This is a genomic window from Ancylomarina sp. 16SWW S1-10-2 (assembly GCF_009669305.1).
Lineage (GTDB): Bacteria > Bacteroidota > Bacteroidia > Bacteroidales > Marinifilaceae > Ancylomarina.
In genome coordinates this window covers 165,840-181,420 of record NZ_SADB01000004.1, presented here as the reverse complement: position 1 = coordinate 181,420, position 15,581 = coordinate 165,840, and the positions used below count along the sequence as shown (strand labels likewise).

Annotated in this window: 13 protein-coding genes; 12 read left to right on the top strand and 1 reads right to left on the bottom strand. The window is 32.2% G+C overall.

Annotation, left to right across the window (positions count from 1 at the left end; translation table 11 throughout):
- The first annotated feature begins 373 nt into the window (after positions 1–373).
- The 12 genes from EMN46_RS04785 to EMN46_RS04730 all read left to right on the top strand — a co-directional run bounded on the left by EMN46_RS04785 (position 374) and on the right by EMN46_RS04730 (position 14,698).
- Positions 374–1,321 (top strand): TRM11 family methyltransferase, encoded by a 948-nt coding sequence (locus EMN46_RS04785; RefSeq protein ID WP_154199538.1) that lies wholly within the window; start codon positions 374–376, stop codon positions 1,319–1,321.
- 71 nt (positions 1,322–1,392) lie between these two features.
- Complete coding sequence (locus EMN46_RS04780; protein WP_154199537.1) at positions 1,393–1,806, top strand: hypothetical protein; 414 nt, start codon at positions 1,393–1,395, stop codon at positions 1,804–1,806.
- 56 nt (positions 1,807–1,862) lie between these two features.
- Positions 1,863–2,606: a hypothetical protein gene (locus EMN46_RS04775; RefSeq protein ID WP_154199536.1), complete on the top strand. Its 744-nt coding sequence runs from the start codon at positions 1,863–1,865 to the stop codon at positions 2,604–2,606.
- A 240-nt stretch (positions 2,607–2,846) separates the two neighbouring features.
- Positions 2,847–5,165 (top strand): response regulator, encoded by a 2,319-nt coding sequence (locus tag EMN46_RS04770; protein ID WP_154199535.1) that lies wholly within the window; start codon positions 2,847–2,849, stop codon positions 5,163–5,165.
- A gap of 35 nt (positions 5,166–5,200) precedes the next feature.
- Positions 5,201–5,980, top strand: coding sequence for an enoyl-CoA hydratase/isomerase family protein (locus EMN46_RS04765; RefSeq protein ID WP_154199534.1), 780 nt, complete (start codon positions 5,201–5,203; stop codon positions 5,978–5,980).
- Positions 5,981–6,500: 520 nt separating this feature from the next.
- Positions 6,501–8,483 (top strand): proton-conducting transporter membrane subunit, encoded by a 1,983-nt coding sequence (locus tag EMN46_RS04760; protein ID WP_154199533.1) that lies wholly within the window; start codon positions 6,501–6,503, stop codon positions 8,481–8,483.
- A gap of 1 nt (position 8,484) precedes the next feature.
- Entirely contained in the window at positions 8,485–9,399 is a 915-nt protein-coding gene (locus EMN46_RS04755) for a respiratory chain complex I subunit 1 family protein (protein WP_154199532.1), read from the top strand.
- 1 nt (position 9,400) lies between these two features.
- Positions 9,401–10,030 (top strand): hypothetical protein, encoded by a 630-nt coding sequence (locus tag EMN46_RS04750; protein WP_154199531.1) that lies wholly within the window; start codon positions 9,401–9,403, stop codon positions 10,028–10,030.
- Position 10,031: 1 nt separating this feature from the next.
- Positions 10,032–11,456: a proton-conducting transporter membrane subunit gene (locus EMN46_RS04745; protein ID WP_195715186.1), complete on the top strand. Its 1,425-nt coding sequence runs from the start codon at positions 10,032–10,034 to the stop codon at positions 11,454–11,456.
- A gap of 5 nt (positions 11,457–11,461) precedes the next feature.
- Entirely contained in the window at positions 11,462–12,985 is a 1,524-nt protein-coding gene (locus EMN46_RS04740; protein ID WP_195715185.1) for an NADH-quinone oxidoreductase subunit C, read from the top strand.
- A gap of 10 nt (positions 12,986–12,995) precedes the next feature.
- A complete protein-coding gene (locus EMN46_RS04735) occupies positions 12,996–13,739 on the top strand; it encodes an NADH:ubiquinone oxidoreductase (protein WP_154199528.1) in 744 nt (247 codons plus the stop codon).
- Between the two features lie 497 nt (positions 13,740–14,236).
- Positions 14,237–14,698, top strand: a complete 462-nt coding sequence (locus EMN46_RS04730) for a hypothetical protein (protein ID WP_154199527.1) — start codon at positions 14,237–14,239, stop codon at positions 14,696–14,698.
- Positions 14,699–14,899: 201 nt separating this feature from the next.
- On the opposite strand, the gene EMN46_RS04725 is transcribed toward EMN46_RS04730, so the two are convergent.
- A complete protein-coding gene (locus EMN46_RS04725) occupies positions 14,900–15,463 on the bottom strand; it encodes a DUF2179 domain-containing protein (RefSeq protein WP_154199526.1) in 564 nt (187 codons plus the stop codon).
- Positions 15,464–15,581: the final 118 nt, after the last annotated feature.

The following is a 15,581-nucleotide window of genomic DNA, read 5'->3' as shown; positions in this document are numbered from 1 at the left end:
ATATTTATAAAATAGCTTACATTCTCCAATAGCTAGTTAAGATGTACAATTCTAAAATCATTTGTTTAGTTACTAAAACTCATATATTATCAGATGATAAGTAAAAGCATTTACTAAGTCAAACGGGAAGAATATATCATAAAAAACATGAGATTTACAGCTGTTTCTTATTCCGTTTTATGTAAAAAAAGCACAACAGAGCCTACGATTTGACAGGTAAAATAAAAAGCTTAGATTTGTACATCATCGTATATTTTGCTCAAAGCAATTTTGATAAGTAAACTTTTCAAGATCCCTTCCAGTTTCATATGCATACCCATTGCCATTCATTACTACAATTCCACTAATTAAGAGTATCAAGGACAAAAAAGATATGCAGACATACAAATACATCTATTCATATAATTATGACATTACTGAAGGTGAATTATGCAAACTCGAAACAAAATATATTTTTAATAGAGAAGCAAAAGATAAGTTACTTTTTTCCAATCAAAAGGTAGAACCTTCACATAGTGCTTTCATTAGAAATAGACTTGATATCATTTCTCTTTCTGCAGATTATTCTACGCTAATCAATGAAATCAAACAAAAAGGTATTTGTAGTAAAGGTTTCAAAGTTGAATATTTAGTTTTTGAAGGTGACACCACAGAATATACTGATAGGTTACAAAAATTAAGAGATATAGGCTTCAGCATTGAAGGTAATCCTGATTATTATAACCCCACAACAACTTATGCTTTATGCAAATACGGAGGTATATGGTATTTTAGTATTTCCATAAGAAACAATAATATATGGCACAAACACAAGGAAAAACCATGTTCATTCAGTAACTCTCTAGGCATAAACATAGCCAAAGCACTTGTTAATATTGCAACCAAGGCAAACAAAGAAAAAACACTACTAGATGCTTGTTGTGGTGTTGGCACAATTATGTTAGAAGCCTGTTTTGCAGGCCACAAGATTGAAGGTTGCGACATTAACGAAAAAACGTGTAATAATGCTCGAGAAAATCTTGCTTACTTCAATTATACTGCAAATATATATCACTCCGATATAAAAGACATTAGCAAAAGGTATGAAGCAGCAATTATAGATTTACCCTATAATTTATTCACAAGTGCAACGGATAATGAGATTTCACACATTATTGAGTCAACAGCAAAAATCACAGATCGTCTTGTTATTGTATCTATCTCCGATATTACAAGCTTAATCAACAATACAGGATTCAAAATCTCGGACTATTGCAACGTAAGTAAAAGTGGGAAGAGAAAATTTGCGAGAAAAGTATGGGTTTGTGAAAGAAACAACTAGATAAAAGATAAGTGAATCACACAATTACATTATATTTAGCATAATTATTAACAAACCCAAAACACGCCCCGATGAAACAAACTTTTAAACTTAAAAATGGTGAAATTTCATTTAATGATGAAGAAATAATTATATCAGATAATGCAAAAAAACAATATAGGCTTCGAATTCTAACTTCTAGTATTTGGGCTTTTTTTGGGATAATATCAGTTTTAAGATACATGAAAACCGGTGACCAATTTTTACTATGGACTGGTTTAGTTATAGGCATTCTACATTCTCTAATTTTAATTATGACATTTTTTAGAAGCACTAAAAGTAAAATCAAAATAGCTGATATTAAATTAATGAATTTAAAACAAAGATTTGGCAATAACTTTCTTGACATTAAGTTAGTTGGGAATAAAATAAGAAGAGTTGATCAAATTGACATCAATACTTTTGAACTCAGACACTACATAGAAACAAACTTTAAGGCAAACTGAAAATGCTTTTGCTAAAAAATGTTTGTAAATTGACTTAAGCATAAATCTTAATTAAGATGAAAAAGAAGATCAATCTTTTACTCCAAATGTCAATCGTATTCTTACTATTAGCTTGTACTTCGCAATCGAAAATTACTTATGTAGATAATGTACAACAGAATGATAACCAATACAAATACAGTTTTAAACAAGACAAAGCAAAAACATTATTGAAAATAGGGAAAAAGGATAGTATTTTTAATTATCATATTCTAGACACAACAATTAGAGTTAGTCGATATATTAGAGATCTCGATAAAGATTTTCACAATCTGAATTTACAAATGGAAAAACTAAAAGATCGAGAATACTTCCCCAACTGCAAACCAGATTCAGCTTGGTTTTATAGTTCAAGTAAATTTCAAGGACAAAGCTGTTTTTCGTATGCTATGGAAATATTTTGTAGAACTAATGACGTGAATCCTCATCCCTATTTCGACTCAGAAAGTTTAATAAGTGGCAAAACTTATCTACTCATTCTAGAGACTCTAAAATTAAAAAGAAAGGCGTATTCGTGGAAAGAATACAAACGAACGAAAGACCCTATGCCATCCGAAGCTCTAATCGCATTAAAATGTAAAGGCATGTTTACACACGGTATTTATTATAAAGATGGCTTATTCCATTCTAAAAATGGATTCACGAAACCAGCTATATTCCCCGATCTTAAAAGTATCGTAAAATCCTATAAATACACCGATACAGTTCTTATATATAAACCCAATAATGAGAAACTTTTATCGTTTACGAAACCTATTTAGGTAAAAAATCTCAAGATATTAAGAGACTTGTAAAAAATCAAGCTTAAATTTAGCACACATACACTCAAACATAATAGACGTACAAGCGTATTCAATGCTGAAAATATTGAATAACCAATGATAGGATAACAAAACATAAATCAATTAAAAAACTAAGAGTACATTGCACCAACCATTAAATTTAATACAGAAGGACAAGGAATATTAAGCTTACAGTACAATTATAAATTGTTTTAAGATATGAATTACATCCAGATAGCCATATTGTTTTTACAAGGGTCATTAATAGCCTTTGTATTACTTATATTATTCCATCTTCGAAAACGATTTGGCATTGGTATATTATATGCCTGCTTAGGCTTATTCCAATTCATGCAAGTATTTCTATCAAGTACTGTATATGTTACAATTACCAATAATTTCCTTGTTTCTCCAGGCTCAACCGTCATGTTTACGGCTGGTCTTTTTGCATTGTTAATAATATATATAAAGGAAGATGCCAATGAAACAAAAAAGCTTATTTACACTCTCCTGATTATAAACATAATAATGTCAATTCTCTTGCAATCATTCAGTTGGAATATTAAAGGAGATTCAACATTCAACCCATTTAACGTTTCAACTCTTCTTTTTGACAATCATGCATGGTCATTATTTATTGGTACAGTAGGTCTATTTCTAGATTCCTTATTAATAATTATCCTATTCGAATTTATATCTAGGCACATACGATTCTTATTCTTACAAATTTCCCTAACGATGGTAATTGTTGTAAGTTTCGACACCTTATTTTTCTCGATTCTAGCTTTTTCAAATTTCGATAATTTGAATACAATTATCATATCAGGTTTAATCTCAAAAACTATTTTTGCCTTGTTTTACAGTCTTATATTTTATTCCTATTTAAGATATTTTGATTTAAAGGATAGAAAATTTAATCTTTTCAAAGTAAAAGATGTATTTCAACCTCTTACTTATAAGCAAAAATTTGAATCTGCAGCACACAATATAAAAAAAGCAGAAGAAGAAATAGAAATAAAAGATATCCATTATAGAACCTTAACGGACATTTCACCTGTAGGTATTTTTCATGCACGAAGTGATGGTTATACAACATTTGTAAACAACAGGTGGTGCGAAATTTCGAATGTAAAACAAGAAGATGCTCTAGGTTGGGGATGGCTTTCTGCGCTGCATCCTGATGACAAACCTATTATAAAGCAAGAATGGGATTTAGCCTTGGCTCAAAAAAGAATATCGGAAGTAAATTACCGATTTATCCGAAAAGATGGTTCTGTTAAATGGGTGTTAGGTTCAGCTGTTCCTGAACATAATAGCCAAAAGCAGTTAATCGGTTTTGTTGGAACAATCACTGATATTACCGAACTTAAACTTTTTCAACAGGAACAAGTATTACTACGAGAAAAAGCAGATCAAAGTAACCGTCTTAAATCTGCATTTCTAGCAAATATGAGTCACGAAATTCGCACTCCCATGAATGGAATTTTAGGCTTTGCTAGCTTACTTAAGGAACCAAATCTTTCTGGTGAAACACAACAAGATTACATTAAAATAATTGAGAAAAGCGGTGCACGTATGCTCAATATGATAAATGACATTGTTAGCATTTCAAAAATTGAATCTGGATTAGTAGAAGTCAGCCTTAAAGAATTGAATGTTAATGAACAGCAAGAATATCTATACACATTTTTCAAACCCGAAGCAGAAGCAAAAAAAATAGACTTTTCATTTAATTCTTCCTTGTCTTTAAAGGATTCAATAGTTAAAACAGACCAAGATAAATTCATGTCTATTTATATCAATCTTATTAAAAATGCAATAAAGTATACCGAAAAAGGGTCTATAGAATTTGGGTACACTAAGAAAAATAATTTCATCGAATTTTATATTAAAGACACAGGCATTGGAATTGAAAGCGATAGACAAGAAGCAATATTTGAACGTTTTATTCAAGCAGATATCGAAGATGAAATGGCAAGACAAGGAGCTGGTTTAGGTTTATCTATTTCAAAAGCTTATGTTGAAATGCTTGGCGGAAAAATTTGGCTTGAAAGCAAAAGTGGCGAAGGTTCAATATTCTATTTTACAATTCCATACAATACAGAACCAGTTAATATAGATTACACGGAGAATACTATTCCAATTGATGAAATAAAAAACCAAATTAAAAATTTAAAAATATTAATTGTAGAAGATGATAAAATATCAGCCTTACTTATTAAGACAATACTTGAAGAAGAAAACTATAACATTTTACAAGCTAGAAACGGAATTGAAGCCGTTGAACTTTGTCAAAAAAACTTGGACATTGATTTAGTATTGATGGATATTAAAATGCCAAAAATGGATGGATACGAAGCTACACGCCAAATCCGACAGTTTAATAAAGAGGTCATCATTATAGCCCAATCTGCACATGCTCTTTTGGGTGATAAAGAAAAATCAGTTAAAGCAGGTTGCAATGCACATCTTTCAAAACCAATTAATAAAGCTGAATTATTTTCAACTATCAAACACTATCTTATTGATAAGTTGTAATAAATAATACTGACAAAACATAAATAAAAAAGCAGATGACTTATAAATCTATTATCCTTAAAAAGGAACATGAATTTATTGGCGAGATTATTTTAAATCGTCCTGATGACTTAAATACATTTAATAATACATTGGCCGTTGAGCTAAATCAAGCTCTTTTAGAACTAGATAAGGACGATAATATAAGAGTGATTATAATTAAAGGAACTGGTAAACATTTTTGTGCTGGAATCGATCTTAAGGAATTTTCTGGTAAAAATGAGGTACAATACCAGGAATGGATTCAATGTATGGAAAAACCTTTACTCACAATGAGTGAAATAAAAAAACCTGTTATAACTCAAGTGCATGGTGTTGCTGCAGCAAACGGTGCTGGTTTAGTTGCTGCCTCCGATTTATCAATTATTTCTGAAGACTCTCGAATTGGACTAACTGCAATAAAAGTTGGCCTAAACTGTATTGGACCTGTCATCCCCGTTACACGTTCGGTAGGTCGTAAAAAAGCACTAGAACTCTTATTTTTCGGAGAGCTAATAGACGCTTCTGAAGCATTAAGAATTGGTTTAGTCAATAAAGTTGTTCCAGCTATAGATTTGGAAAATGAAACACTAGCATGGGCTAAAAAATTAGCTAAGAAAAGCCCCATAGCTCTACAAATCGCAAAAAGTGCTTTTTATTCTGCTGCTGACTTCGACTATCATAAATCATTTGAGTATATGAACGAAGCCTTTGCAAATTTATGTTCTACTGAAGATGCTCAAGAAAGCGTTGATGCTTTTAAAACCAAAAGAAAACCACATTGGAAGTTACAATAATCAAAAATAAACGCTTACATATTAATAAGTATGCAAGCGTTTATTTAGTACACCAAAACCTTATCTACAATACAAAATAAAGTAAATTCCTTCGAACTTATTAGCCTAAAATAAATCTTACACTCCAAAAACACAGAATAAACCAAGTCGCCCTATTCATAAAATGAATATACAACAAAGCATTCGGTGAGTCAATGAATCACCATTCCACCTTCTAATACTTTCGTACATAATTGGTTCTTTTAGTGAAGTTCGTTAATGCTTTGTTTATTACAGAACACCCCTAGTGCATAAGGAATTCAATCCATTTAAACTTTATTTTGAAAAACTTAATATTATAAAATAACTTTTACTAAATTCACCACTCAAAACACACATAATAGCTAAATTCATAGCAGGTGCAGTAGTGTTTGTGCGGCTAATTTCCGCATCAATTATCGTCCAATCGGACAAAAAATCACTACCAAGATCCTCTACGAAATCTGCACAAACCGTTACTTTTCATTAATAAAGAACTACGATGACAATTATCTTATTTAAGATTGTGATAATTTTCGCATTGGTATTATTTATGCTTCCAAAACAATACCAATATTATTTAGGTCTTGTACTGCACATAGCAATCATCTCCATTTCAAGTTCATGGGCAATTAATGCTCTGGCAATATCATCAAAAGTAACATTGCCATTTATACCCTTTCTGGGAAATATTCTATCCATTGAAATAGACCAACTATCGGCTTTCTTTATTCTAGTCATAAACATGACGATGCTAACCGGAATTATTTATGCAAAAGGATACTTACAAGCCTACTTTCATAAAAAAAGTAAAACAGAAATGGCTTGGCATTTCTTTAATTTTTTATGGCTTCATATTTCAATGCTTTTAGTTGTAAGCCTACGCGATGCAATTGCTTTTTTGATGATTTGGGAAGTCATGTCATTATCATCATTTTTTCTTGTGATTTTCGAAACCGAAAAAAAAGAAACCATCAGTATTGGTATTAAGTATTTAATACAAATGCACATAGGTGTTATCTTCCTAATGGTTGCATTTATTTTTGCTTATGTGCAAACAGGAGCAGCGTTTAGTTTTAACGGTTTATCTATCTATTTTGCATCACATAATCCATTCGGTTTATTCCTCATCTTTTTTATCGGATTTGGAATTAAAGCAGGATTTATTCCTTTACACTCCTGGTTACCTCATGCCCACCCTGCAGCACCATCTCATGTATCAGCAGTAATGAGTGGCGTTATGATTAAAATGGGCATATACGGCATTCTACGTGTATTAATGTCTATCCATCATGATTTATTCAACATCGGTTTATTCATATTAATTATGTCGCTAATATCTGGTTTATTAGGCGTCTCTATGGCCATTGTTCAACACGATGTAAAAAAACTACTTGCTTATCACAGTATTGAAAACATTGGAATTATTGGTATAGGTATTGGTTTGGGCGTTATCGGAATAGCAGAAGACATACCAGTATTGGCCGCTCTCGGTTTTGCTGGTGGCATATTACACATTCTTAATCACTCACTGTTTAAATCCTTACTTTTTTATACTGCGGGCTCAGTTTACAAACAAACGCACACCCGAAACATTGAAGAATTAGGCGGTTTAATTAAAAAAATGCCAAAAACAGCCTTATTCTTTCTACTTGGCGCCTTGGCAATTAGTGGTTTGCCTCCATTTAATGGTTTTATTTCTGAGTTTTTAATTTATTCAGGAATTTTTAAATCGCTCCATTCAGCAAATTTATTTACCGATATTGTATTAATGTTCAGTTTTACAAGCTTAGCTATTATTGGTGGATTAGCCCTATTCTGCTTTACCAAAGTGTTCAGTGTTATATTTCTTGGTACAGCGCGTTCCTCAAAAGTAGAACATGCCACCGAAGTAGAATCTTCCATGTTAATTCCTGATTTCATCATTGGTTTTATGATTGTTCTTATTGGTTTTGTTCCTGTAATTTTCATGCAGCCACTCTCTCAAATAATCGGCTTATTTTCAATTAAGATGGGTGCAATTCAACAGATCATCCCCATATTAAATAACATTAGTATATCCTCTGGTATTTTTATAATGCTTATTGGTTTGCTATGGATATTGAGAACTTGGCAACAAAAACGACATACCATAAAACAGAATACAACATGGGCTTGTGCATGTAAAGTTACTAATCCGGCCGAACACCAATATACAGCAACATCCTATGCTAATAATTTTAAACAATTATCTTCAAAGGTGGTCAATGTTAAAAAGGATTTTAAGGATTTCGACGAAACCGAAATTTTCCCAAAAGCTAGAAAATTTGAAACCCATTCGAGCGATGTTTTTGAAGACAATTTAATCACAGCACCAACCAATAAAATTTTAATTTGGTTTGAAAAAATTGCCGTATTACAAACGGGTAAAATCCAACACTATTTACTTTATGCCCTGTTATTTTTAGTCTTAATTTATTTACTCACTCATTTTAATTTAATATAAGATGATTAGTTTATTACTGATATTAATCTCCTCTCTATTTTTTGTAGGAATCATAGTAAAAACTAAGGCAAAAATTGCTGCACGTAAAATGCCCTCAGTTCTTCAGCCTGTTTACGATGTTGTCCGATTATTCAAAAAAGGAGCTGTTTATAGTCAAACAACAAGTGCTATTTTTAAAATGGCACCATTAGTTTATTTCGCGTCGGTATTCTTAGCCGTATTATTTATTCCTATAGGTTCTCAAAAAGCTCTTTTATCCTTCGATGGTGATTTCGTTTTCTTTGCTTACTTACTGGGTATCGGAAAATTTATGATGATAATCGCTGCCATGGATACCGGAAGTGGCTTTGAAGGAATGGGAGCCAATAGAGAGGCGCTATATTCAATGTTAGTTGAACCTGCATTTTTTATTCTTGTGGGTTCTGTGGCATTATTTACAAATAATGTCTCGTTTCAGGATTTGTTCTTACACTTAAAACTAGATACCAACTTATACTACATTATTGGGATAGCCTCTATTTATGTATTCGTATATATTGCAATGGTAGAAAATTCTAGAATGCCTGTTGACGACCCTAAAACACATTTAGAATTAACCATGGTTCATGAAGTTATGATTCTTGATAATAGTGGATTCGATTTGGCATTAATACACATTGTTACTTGGTTGAAATTTTCAATTTATGGCGCATTAATCTCGAATTTTATCATCTCAAATTCATGGGCTATCTATTGGCAAATTGCTGCATTTTTTGGAATTCAATTAGCTTTTTCGCTTACAGTTGGCATATTAGAAGCCTTTAAAGCAAGAAATAAGATGGAGAAAAATCCACAATGGATTATCATGCTTTCGGCTATCTCTATTGTGGTATTTCTAACAGTATTAATCATCACTGAGAAAATAATTTTAAATTAAAATGACATACTTATTCATTATTCTATACGCCATAACCTTAATTTATTTTGCTCTATCGGAACGGGTAAAGAAATTTGTGTGGCTCTTGTGTATGCAAGGTTTTATGCTTTTTGGAATAGTCTTTTTCAGTTTGCATAAAATAGAGATTTTCGATTTTATATTTATTCTTACCGAAACCATTTTAGTTAAGTCCTTAATTGTTCCCTGGTTTCTAAATAAGGTTAGAAAGCACAATCAACTTAAAAGAATACAAGAGACTTCTGTTCCTGTCTTCTTCTCAATAATTGTTGTGGTATTAAGTCTCATATTTAGCTTCTTCTTAAGCAACTTTTTAAATAGTAATCAAATACATACCAAGTATTTTACTGTCGCTTTTGCTTCAATTATTTTTGGTATCTATTTTATTATTATACACAAAAATATTTTCTCACACGTTGTTGGTTATCTCATCATCGAGAATGGAACATTCTTATTATCACTTGCCGTGGGAAGCGTTATGCCAATGATGGTGAATTTAGCCATACTACTCGATGTGCTTATGGGTGTATTGGTATTAGGCGTATTTATTAACCGAATTGGTGATGCTTTCGAAAGCACCAAAATTGACCAACTATCTAGTCTTAAAGATTAATATGATGATTTTTATATTTATAATTTTTGCTCTGTTTTTAAGTATTTCAATCTTTATTAGCAGAAACAAATTAGTGAACTACTTTTCAGTAAGTCTGTTTTCAATAGCCTTATTTGCTTTAACTATTTATTCGTACATACATATTAATCAGTTCGATAGCATCTACTATAAATTTGATGCTCTAGGTGTTTTACTGACTGCTGTTTTAAGTCTTTTAAGTCTATTTTCTTTCTATCATAGCTATTTATATCTAAAAAGGAAGTCTAATAATTTAAAACAGAAAGCGCAGTACTATTCTACACTAATTCTATTTATAACTGCAATGATTAGTGCCTATTTTGCTGAGAATTTAGCCCTATTGTGGGTATGCATAGAAGCAACAAGTTTATTTGTTTCAATATTAATATTCCACTCTCGTACAAAAGATGCATTGGAAGCCACCTGGAAGTATTTATTTATTTCATCGGTAGGTTTAGCTATTGCTTTTATTGGCATTTTATTTTTAAGTATTGTTGCTAGCCAAAATGGTGTTAACAATCTAAATTTCACCAACTTGATTCAAGCAGCTCAAAATATGGATATCCTTTGGGTGAAAATAGCTTTTGTTTTAATCCTCACAGGTTTATCTGTGAAAATAAGTATTTTCCCATTATACGCCGTTGCTATTGATGCAAAAACAATAGCTGCTACGCCTGTAAATGCGCTAATGTCAACAGCCTTAGTTAATGTAGGCTTTGTTGGTATTTACAGAATGTACCTAATCGTTGCTCAAACAACAACTTTAATCTGGGCACAACATGTTTTAATGCTTGTTGGTGTTCTTTCAATTCTTATTGCAACCATTCAATTAACTCGAGTTAGGCGGTTTAAACGTCTGTTAGCATTCTCATCGATGGAACATATGGGAATTGTTACCATTGGATTAGCAATTGGTGGTGTGGGTGTTTATGCAGCTATTTTGCATCTTATTTTCCATTCATTTGTAAAAGCAGGTATGTTTTTTCAATTGGGTGCTATTCGTAATCATTTTAAATCGATATGGATAAAAGATACGGGTAATTACTTTAAAATAAACCCATTAGGAGCTATTGCTCTTTTATTAGGTGTCATTTCAATCTTGGCAATTCCTCCATCAGGTTTGTTTGTCAGCGAGTTATTGGTTTTTAAAGCCCTATTTTTCAAGAATTATTTAATCGCAATTCTTGTACTTATTCTCCTTAGTATAATTATTTATATCATTATTAAACGTTTTGCTCATCTGTTATACGCTGATGTTGCTGATGATTTATTGAATAAGGAAGCACAAATAAATCCTTATGAGAACATTTCTCAGTTCATATTATTCGGATTGGTCATTTACCTAGGTGTAAATCCACCTTTATTTTTCACCGATTTGATTCATGCAGCTATCGCAATTTTAAATTAGAAATGATGATTGAATTAGAAAACATATCACGAATCAGGAACAATCAATCTATTGATTTAAATAAGATTACAGCCTTATCATATCATGCATTTTTCGACCTAAGCATAAAGCTCTTTGAGCAAGAAAGTAAGCATTGCCTTACTTATTTTGCATACAAAAAAGACAAGGGGTTACAATTTATAATGGCTGTTGCCGATGATGAAAATCACGATATCATTCTACTATCCCATTTTCTTAAATCATCAGAAAAACAGGAATTAAAATCCCTAAGCGAAACCATTTTTGCTTTACATATTTTTGAAAGTGAAATACATGAGAATTTTGGTGTTGATTTCTTAAACCACCCTTGGCTAAAACCTGTTCGGTTTGCACACAATCGTGCCAATAAAAAATCACAAATTAGCAATTATCCATTTTACGCCATACAAAGCGAAGAATTACACGAAGTTGGTGTTGGACCAATTCATGCAGGCATAATAGAACCCGGACATTTCCGTTTTATCTGCAATGGCGAAAATGTGTTGCATCTCGAAATTCAATTTGGCTGGCAACATAGAGGTGTCGAACAACTTTTTTTAGATAAAAAACACAACTTACAACGCAATATATTAGCCGAAAATATTGCAGGCGATACAGTTATTGGACATACAAGTACATTTGTACAAACCATGGAAGCTCTTGCCGACAAACAGGTTTCCGAACAAACACAAATAGAACGTGCATTGGCTTTGGAATTAGAACGAATAGCGATTCATACCGGCGATATTGGTGCACTCTGTACGGATGCTGCTTACCATCTTGGATCCAATGTTTTCGCGATTTTACGAACCTTAATTATCAATTTTACGCAATTTTGGTGTGGGAATCGGTTTGGGAAAAGTTTAATCCGCTTGGGTGGAACACATCTCCCATTTACCGAAGAATTTAAAAAAGAACTACTTGAAGTCTTATTGAAATTCGAAAAACAATTTAACGAAATGGCCTATGTAACCTATCATTTGCCAAGTATTCAAAACCGTTTCGATTTTGTTGGTACAGTAAGTCAAAAACAAGCACGCTTGATTGGTACCGTAGGCGTATCTGCTCGAATGTCTCAAATAGAACGAGACATAAGGGTTTCACATCCAAATTTTGCTTATCAAAAATACCCTTATAAAACAATTACAGCAGAAAAAGGCGATGTTTTCGCACGTTTTTTATTGAAGAAAAAAGAAATAGCAAGATCAATTGCCTGGATACGAAATTTAATGGACAATTATCAATTTGAGGCTTCGAAAACAGAGAAGCCAAACTACAACTTAACTCTACAAACCAATAAACTAGCCATCTCTATAAATGAAGCATGGCGAGGCGAAGTTTGCCATTGTGCCATTACAAATGAAGAAGGTAATTTGGAGCATTATAAAATAACAGATCCTTCCTTACACAACTGGAAAGCCCTAGAATTATCCTTAAGAAATGTTGAAATATCCGATTTCCCTATCAACAATAAAAGTTATAATTTAAGTTATTGCGGACACGACTTATAAAATTTAAAGCATGCTAAACGAAGTTAAAGTAATAGCCCATAACGGGAAACAATATATTCCTGATTTAAGAAATGTAAACCTTAGAGCACCATACAGAGGTAGACCTGAAATATCGACCGTTAAAGTTGATGAACAAGCCTTGGTTGATATTTGTCCGCTCGGAGCTATTTCTTCTAATCCTGTTCGTATTGACCTAGGTAAATGTGCATTTTGTGGGGAGTGTGCTTTTGCTTTTCCTGAAAAAATAAAATTTACACAAGACTATAAAATCTCTTCTAATATTCGCGAGAATTTAATCGTAAAAGAAGGTGAAAACCATCCCATTCTTTTTGATAAGGATAAAATCAGAAAAGACATAAAAAAAACCTTCTCAAAGTCACTCAAGTTACGAGCAGTATCGGCAGGTGGCGATAATTCCTGCGAAAATGAATTGGGAGCAAGTGGAAATGCGAACTTCGATATGGGGCGTTATGGAATTGAATTTGTAGCATCGCCTCGTCATGCCGATGGGATTGTAATTACAGGTCCTATTACCGAAAATATGGCTGAACCTTTACAAATTTGCTACGATGCAATTCCCTCACCTAAAATCATTATTCTTGCTGGTGTTGATGCTATCAGCGGTGGTGTTTTTGCTGGAAGTCCTGCTTTAAATCGAAGCTTTTTAGATAAATATAAAATAGATTTATATATAGCAGGTAACCCAACACATCCGCTTACAATTGTTAATGCTCTTTTAGATTTAACACGATAATTGATGAAAAACCAATAGAATCACACATCTAAAAACAATAGCGTCTTAAAAGTTTTCATTACAACTCTAGTGTTTTGATATGATGCCAGTTAATACTAATATTCAAATGATGGAAATGTTTTTTTTAGACGCCTTAAGAGCTGGCATTTTTTTAAATGATTTTTGTTTAACGAAGGCTTTAGAAAGACTAGGAAGTTGAGAACTTGTTCGAAAATCACCTAGTCGTACTTAAGTCTGAGGCAAATAAAAAAAACATTTAAAAAGTAGCCTTGAATTTCTTTGCTTCGTTTCTTGTTTCAAGACAAGAAATGATGTCGGGTTTGGGCGGAAAGCCCAATTGTTAAAATCATTTAGAACAAGATTGATCTAAAAATAAAAGAATCGTAATTTCAGAGAATCTAATTAAGTTTCCACATCAATAAAGGTGAAAAATCCCAAAGAAACGAGGACTAACCTTACTTGCAAGCTAAAGGTAAAGCCAATAAAAACTGAAAAGGATGAATTACAAAGACAAAACATTTGAAATTGATGATAATCAGATAAAATTTAAGAATGGGATATTTGTCTTATTCATAATCATTTTCAGCTCAACATTAGCATTCAATTTTATATATTCAAAAGGAAGTCTTATATCTATTGCATCATCAATAATAGGTCTAGTAATCGCATTTTATATTATGAGAATGTTCATTGGGTTTTATTTAAAAAACGCAATTGACCTGTCAGATATAGATTATGTAAAAGCGCAAATTTGGGATAAGAGCATTGATAAAAACAGAAACTTTTGGGGAACTAATCGATTTAAATATCACTTTCCTACAGGATTAAATAGAAAAGAAAATCCACAAGTGATATTTGTACACATAAAAGATAGAAAAGCAGCCGTTGGATTTGTGCCAGAAAATTACGAAAATGTTATTTCTTCATTAAAGGAAAAAGGCATCAAAATTATTTCCTAAGCTGCTTTAATTTTAGAAATATAGAAGAGGTTTAATGTTATAAAGAAGACTCAGCCATCAGCGAATAAAAGCCATAGGTATTAGCAAGTATCATGACATAACAGCACCATCAATAAAGGAAACTATCAACAACACCACATTAACTAAGTAGGTTCACATTTATCTGCAAATCGGTTTGCCGTTTATTAGATTTAACATGACTTATTTATACTGAGTTTTTGACCACATATGTCTTTTTGCAGGCGGCAAATATTCAGGATCGGCAACAAATCGTATGTCTTCTATTGTATAATATGCTTTGGGATTATACTTATTTACAATCTCAATGACTTCGCGCGTCACTTTCCTTTTCAAAATCATGAAAACGATACCTACTTCGCCATCCCTCCCTTCACCTACAACACTGGTGACTGAATATCCTTTTTGGCGCAATACACTTACAAGTTCATCCACCTCAGATCGAGTAATAATTCGCAAAAGTTCATATCCCATTGCTATTTTCTCTTCAATACGCATTCCAATATAAGTACCCATACCAAATCCGGCTGCATAAGCAACATACGTTAACCAATTATCAAGATTTTCCATGATTCGAGTAATCGTAACAATCCAAATCAGGACTTGAACGAAACCAATATAGGGCGCATACTTGCGATATCCCTTGGAAACCATAATCACACGTATCGTGTCAAGCGACACATCACATATACGGGCCATGAAAATCAATAATGGCAGTATTATATAGTCAAAATAGATTGAATCCATACTTCTGGGTGTAAGATTTTTATGTGTAATTTATAATTAATTGACCACTATGGATTCAAGATGTAAATATTTAGTGGACTTGGTCAATTTATTAATCAGTCCAAAGAGTCAAATAAAA

Bases quoted from the DNA above. Each gene is read 5' to 3' on its own strand.
- EMN46_RS04785 (WP_154199538.1), top strand. From the start codon at position 374: ATGCAGACATACAAATACATCTATTCATATAATTATGACATTACTGAA.
- EMN46_RS04780 (WP_154199537.1), top strand. From the start codon at position 1,393: ATGAAACAAACTTTTAAACTTAAAAATGGTGAAATTTCATTTAATGAT.
- EMN46_RS04775 (WP_154199536.1), top strand. From the start codon at position 1,863: ATGAAAAAGAAGATCAATCTTTTACTCCAAATGTCAATCGTATTCTTA.
- EMN46_RS04770 (WP_154199535.1), top strand. From the start codon at position 2,847: ATGAATTACATCCAGATAGCCATATTGTTTTTACAAGGGTCATTAATA.
- EMN46_RS04765 (WP_154199534.1), top strand. From the start codon at position 5,201: ATGACTTATAAATCTATTATCCTTAAAAAGGAACATGAATTTATTGGC.
- EMN46_RS04760 (WP_154199533.1), top strand. From the start codon at position 6,501: ATGACAATTATCTTATTTAAGATTGTGATAATTTTCGCATTGGTATTA.
- EMN46_RS04755 (WP_154199532.1), top strand. From the start codon at position 8,485: ATGATTAGTTTATTACTGATATTAATCTCCTCTCTATTTTTTGTAGGA.
- EMN46_RS04750 (WP_154199531.1), top strand. From the start codon at position 9,401: ATGACATACTTATTCATTATTCTATACGCCATAACCTTAATTTATTTT.
- EMN46_RS04745 (WP_195715186.1), top strand. From the start codon at position 10,032: ATGATGATTTTTATATTTATAATTTTTGCTCTGTTTTTAAGTATTTCA.
- EMN46_RS04740 (WP_195715185.1), top strand. From the start codon at position 11,462: ATGATTGAATTAGAAAACATATCACGAATCAGGAACAATCAATCTATT.
- EMN46_RS04735 (WP_154199528.1), top strand. From the start codon at position 12,996: ATGCTAAACGAAGTTAAAGTAATAGCCCATAACGGGAAACAATATATT.
- EMN46_RS04730 (WP_154199527.1), top strand. From the start codon at position 14,237: ATGAATTACAAAGACAAAACATTTGAAATTGATGATAATCAGATAAAA.
- EMN46_RS04725 (WP_154199526.1), bottom strand. From the start codon at position 15,463: ATGGATTCAATCTATTTTGACTATATAATACTGCCATTATTGATTTTC.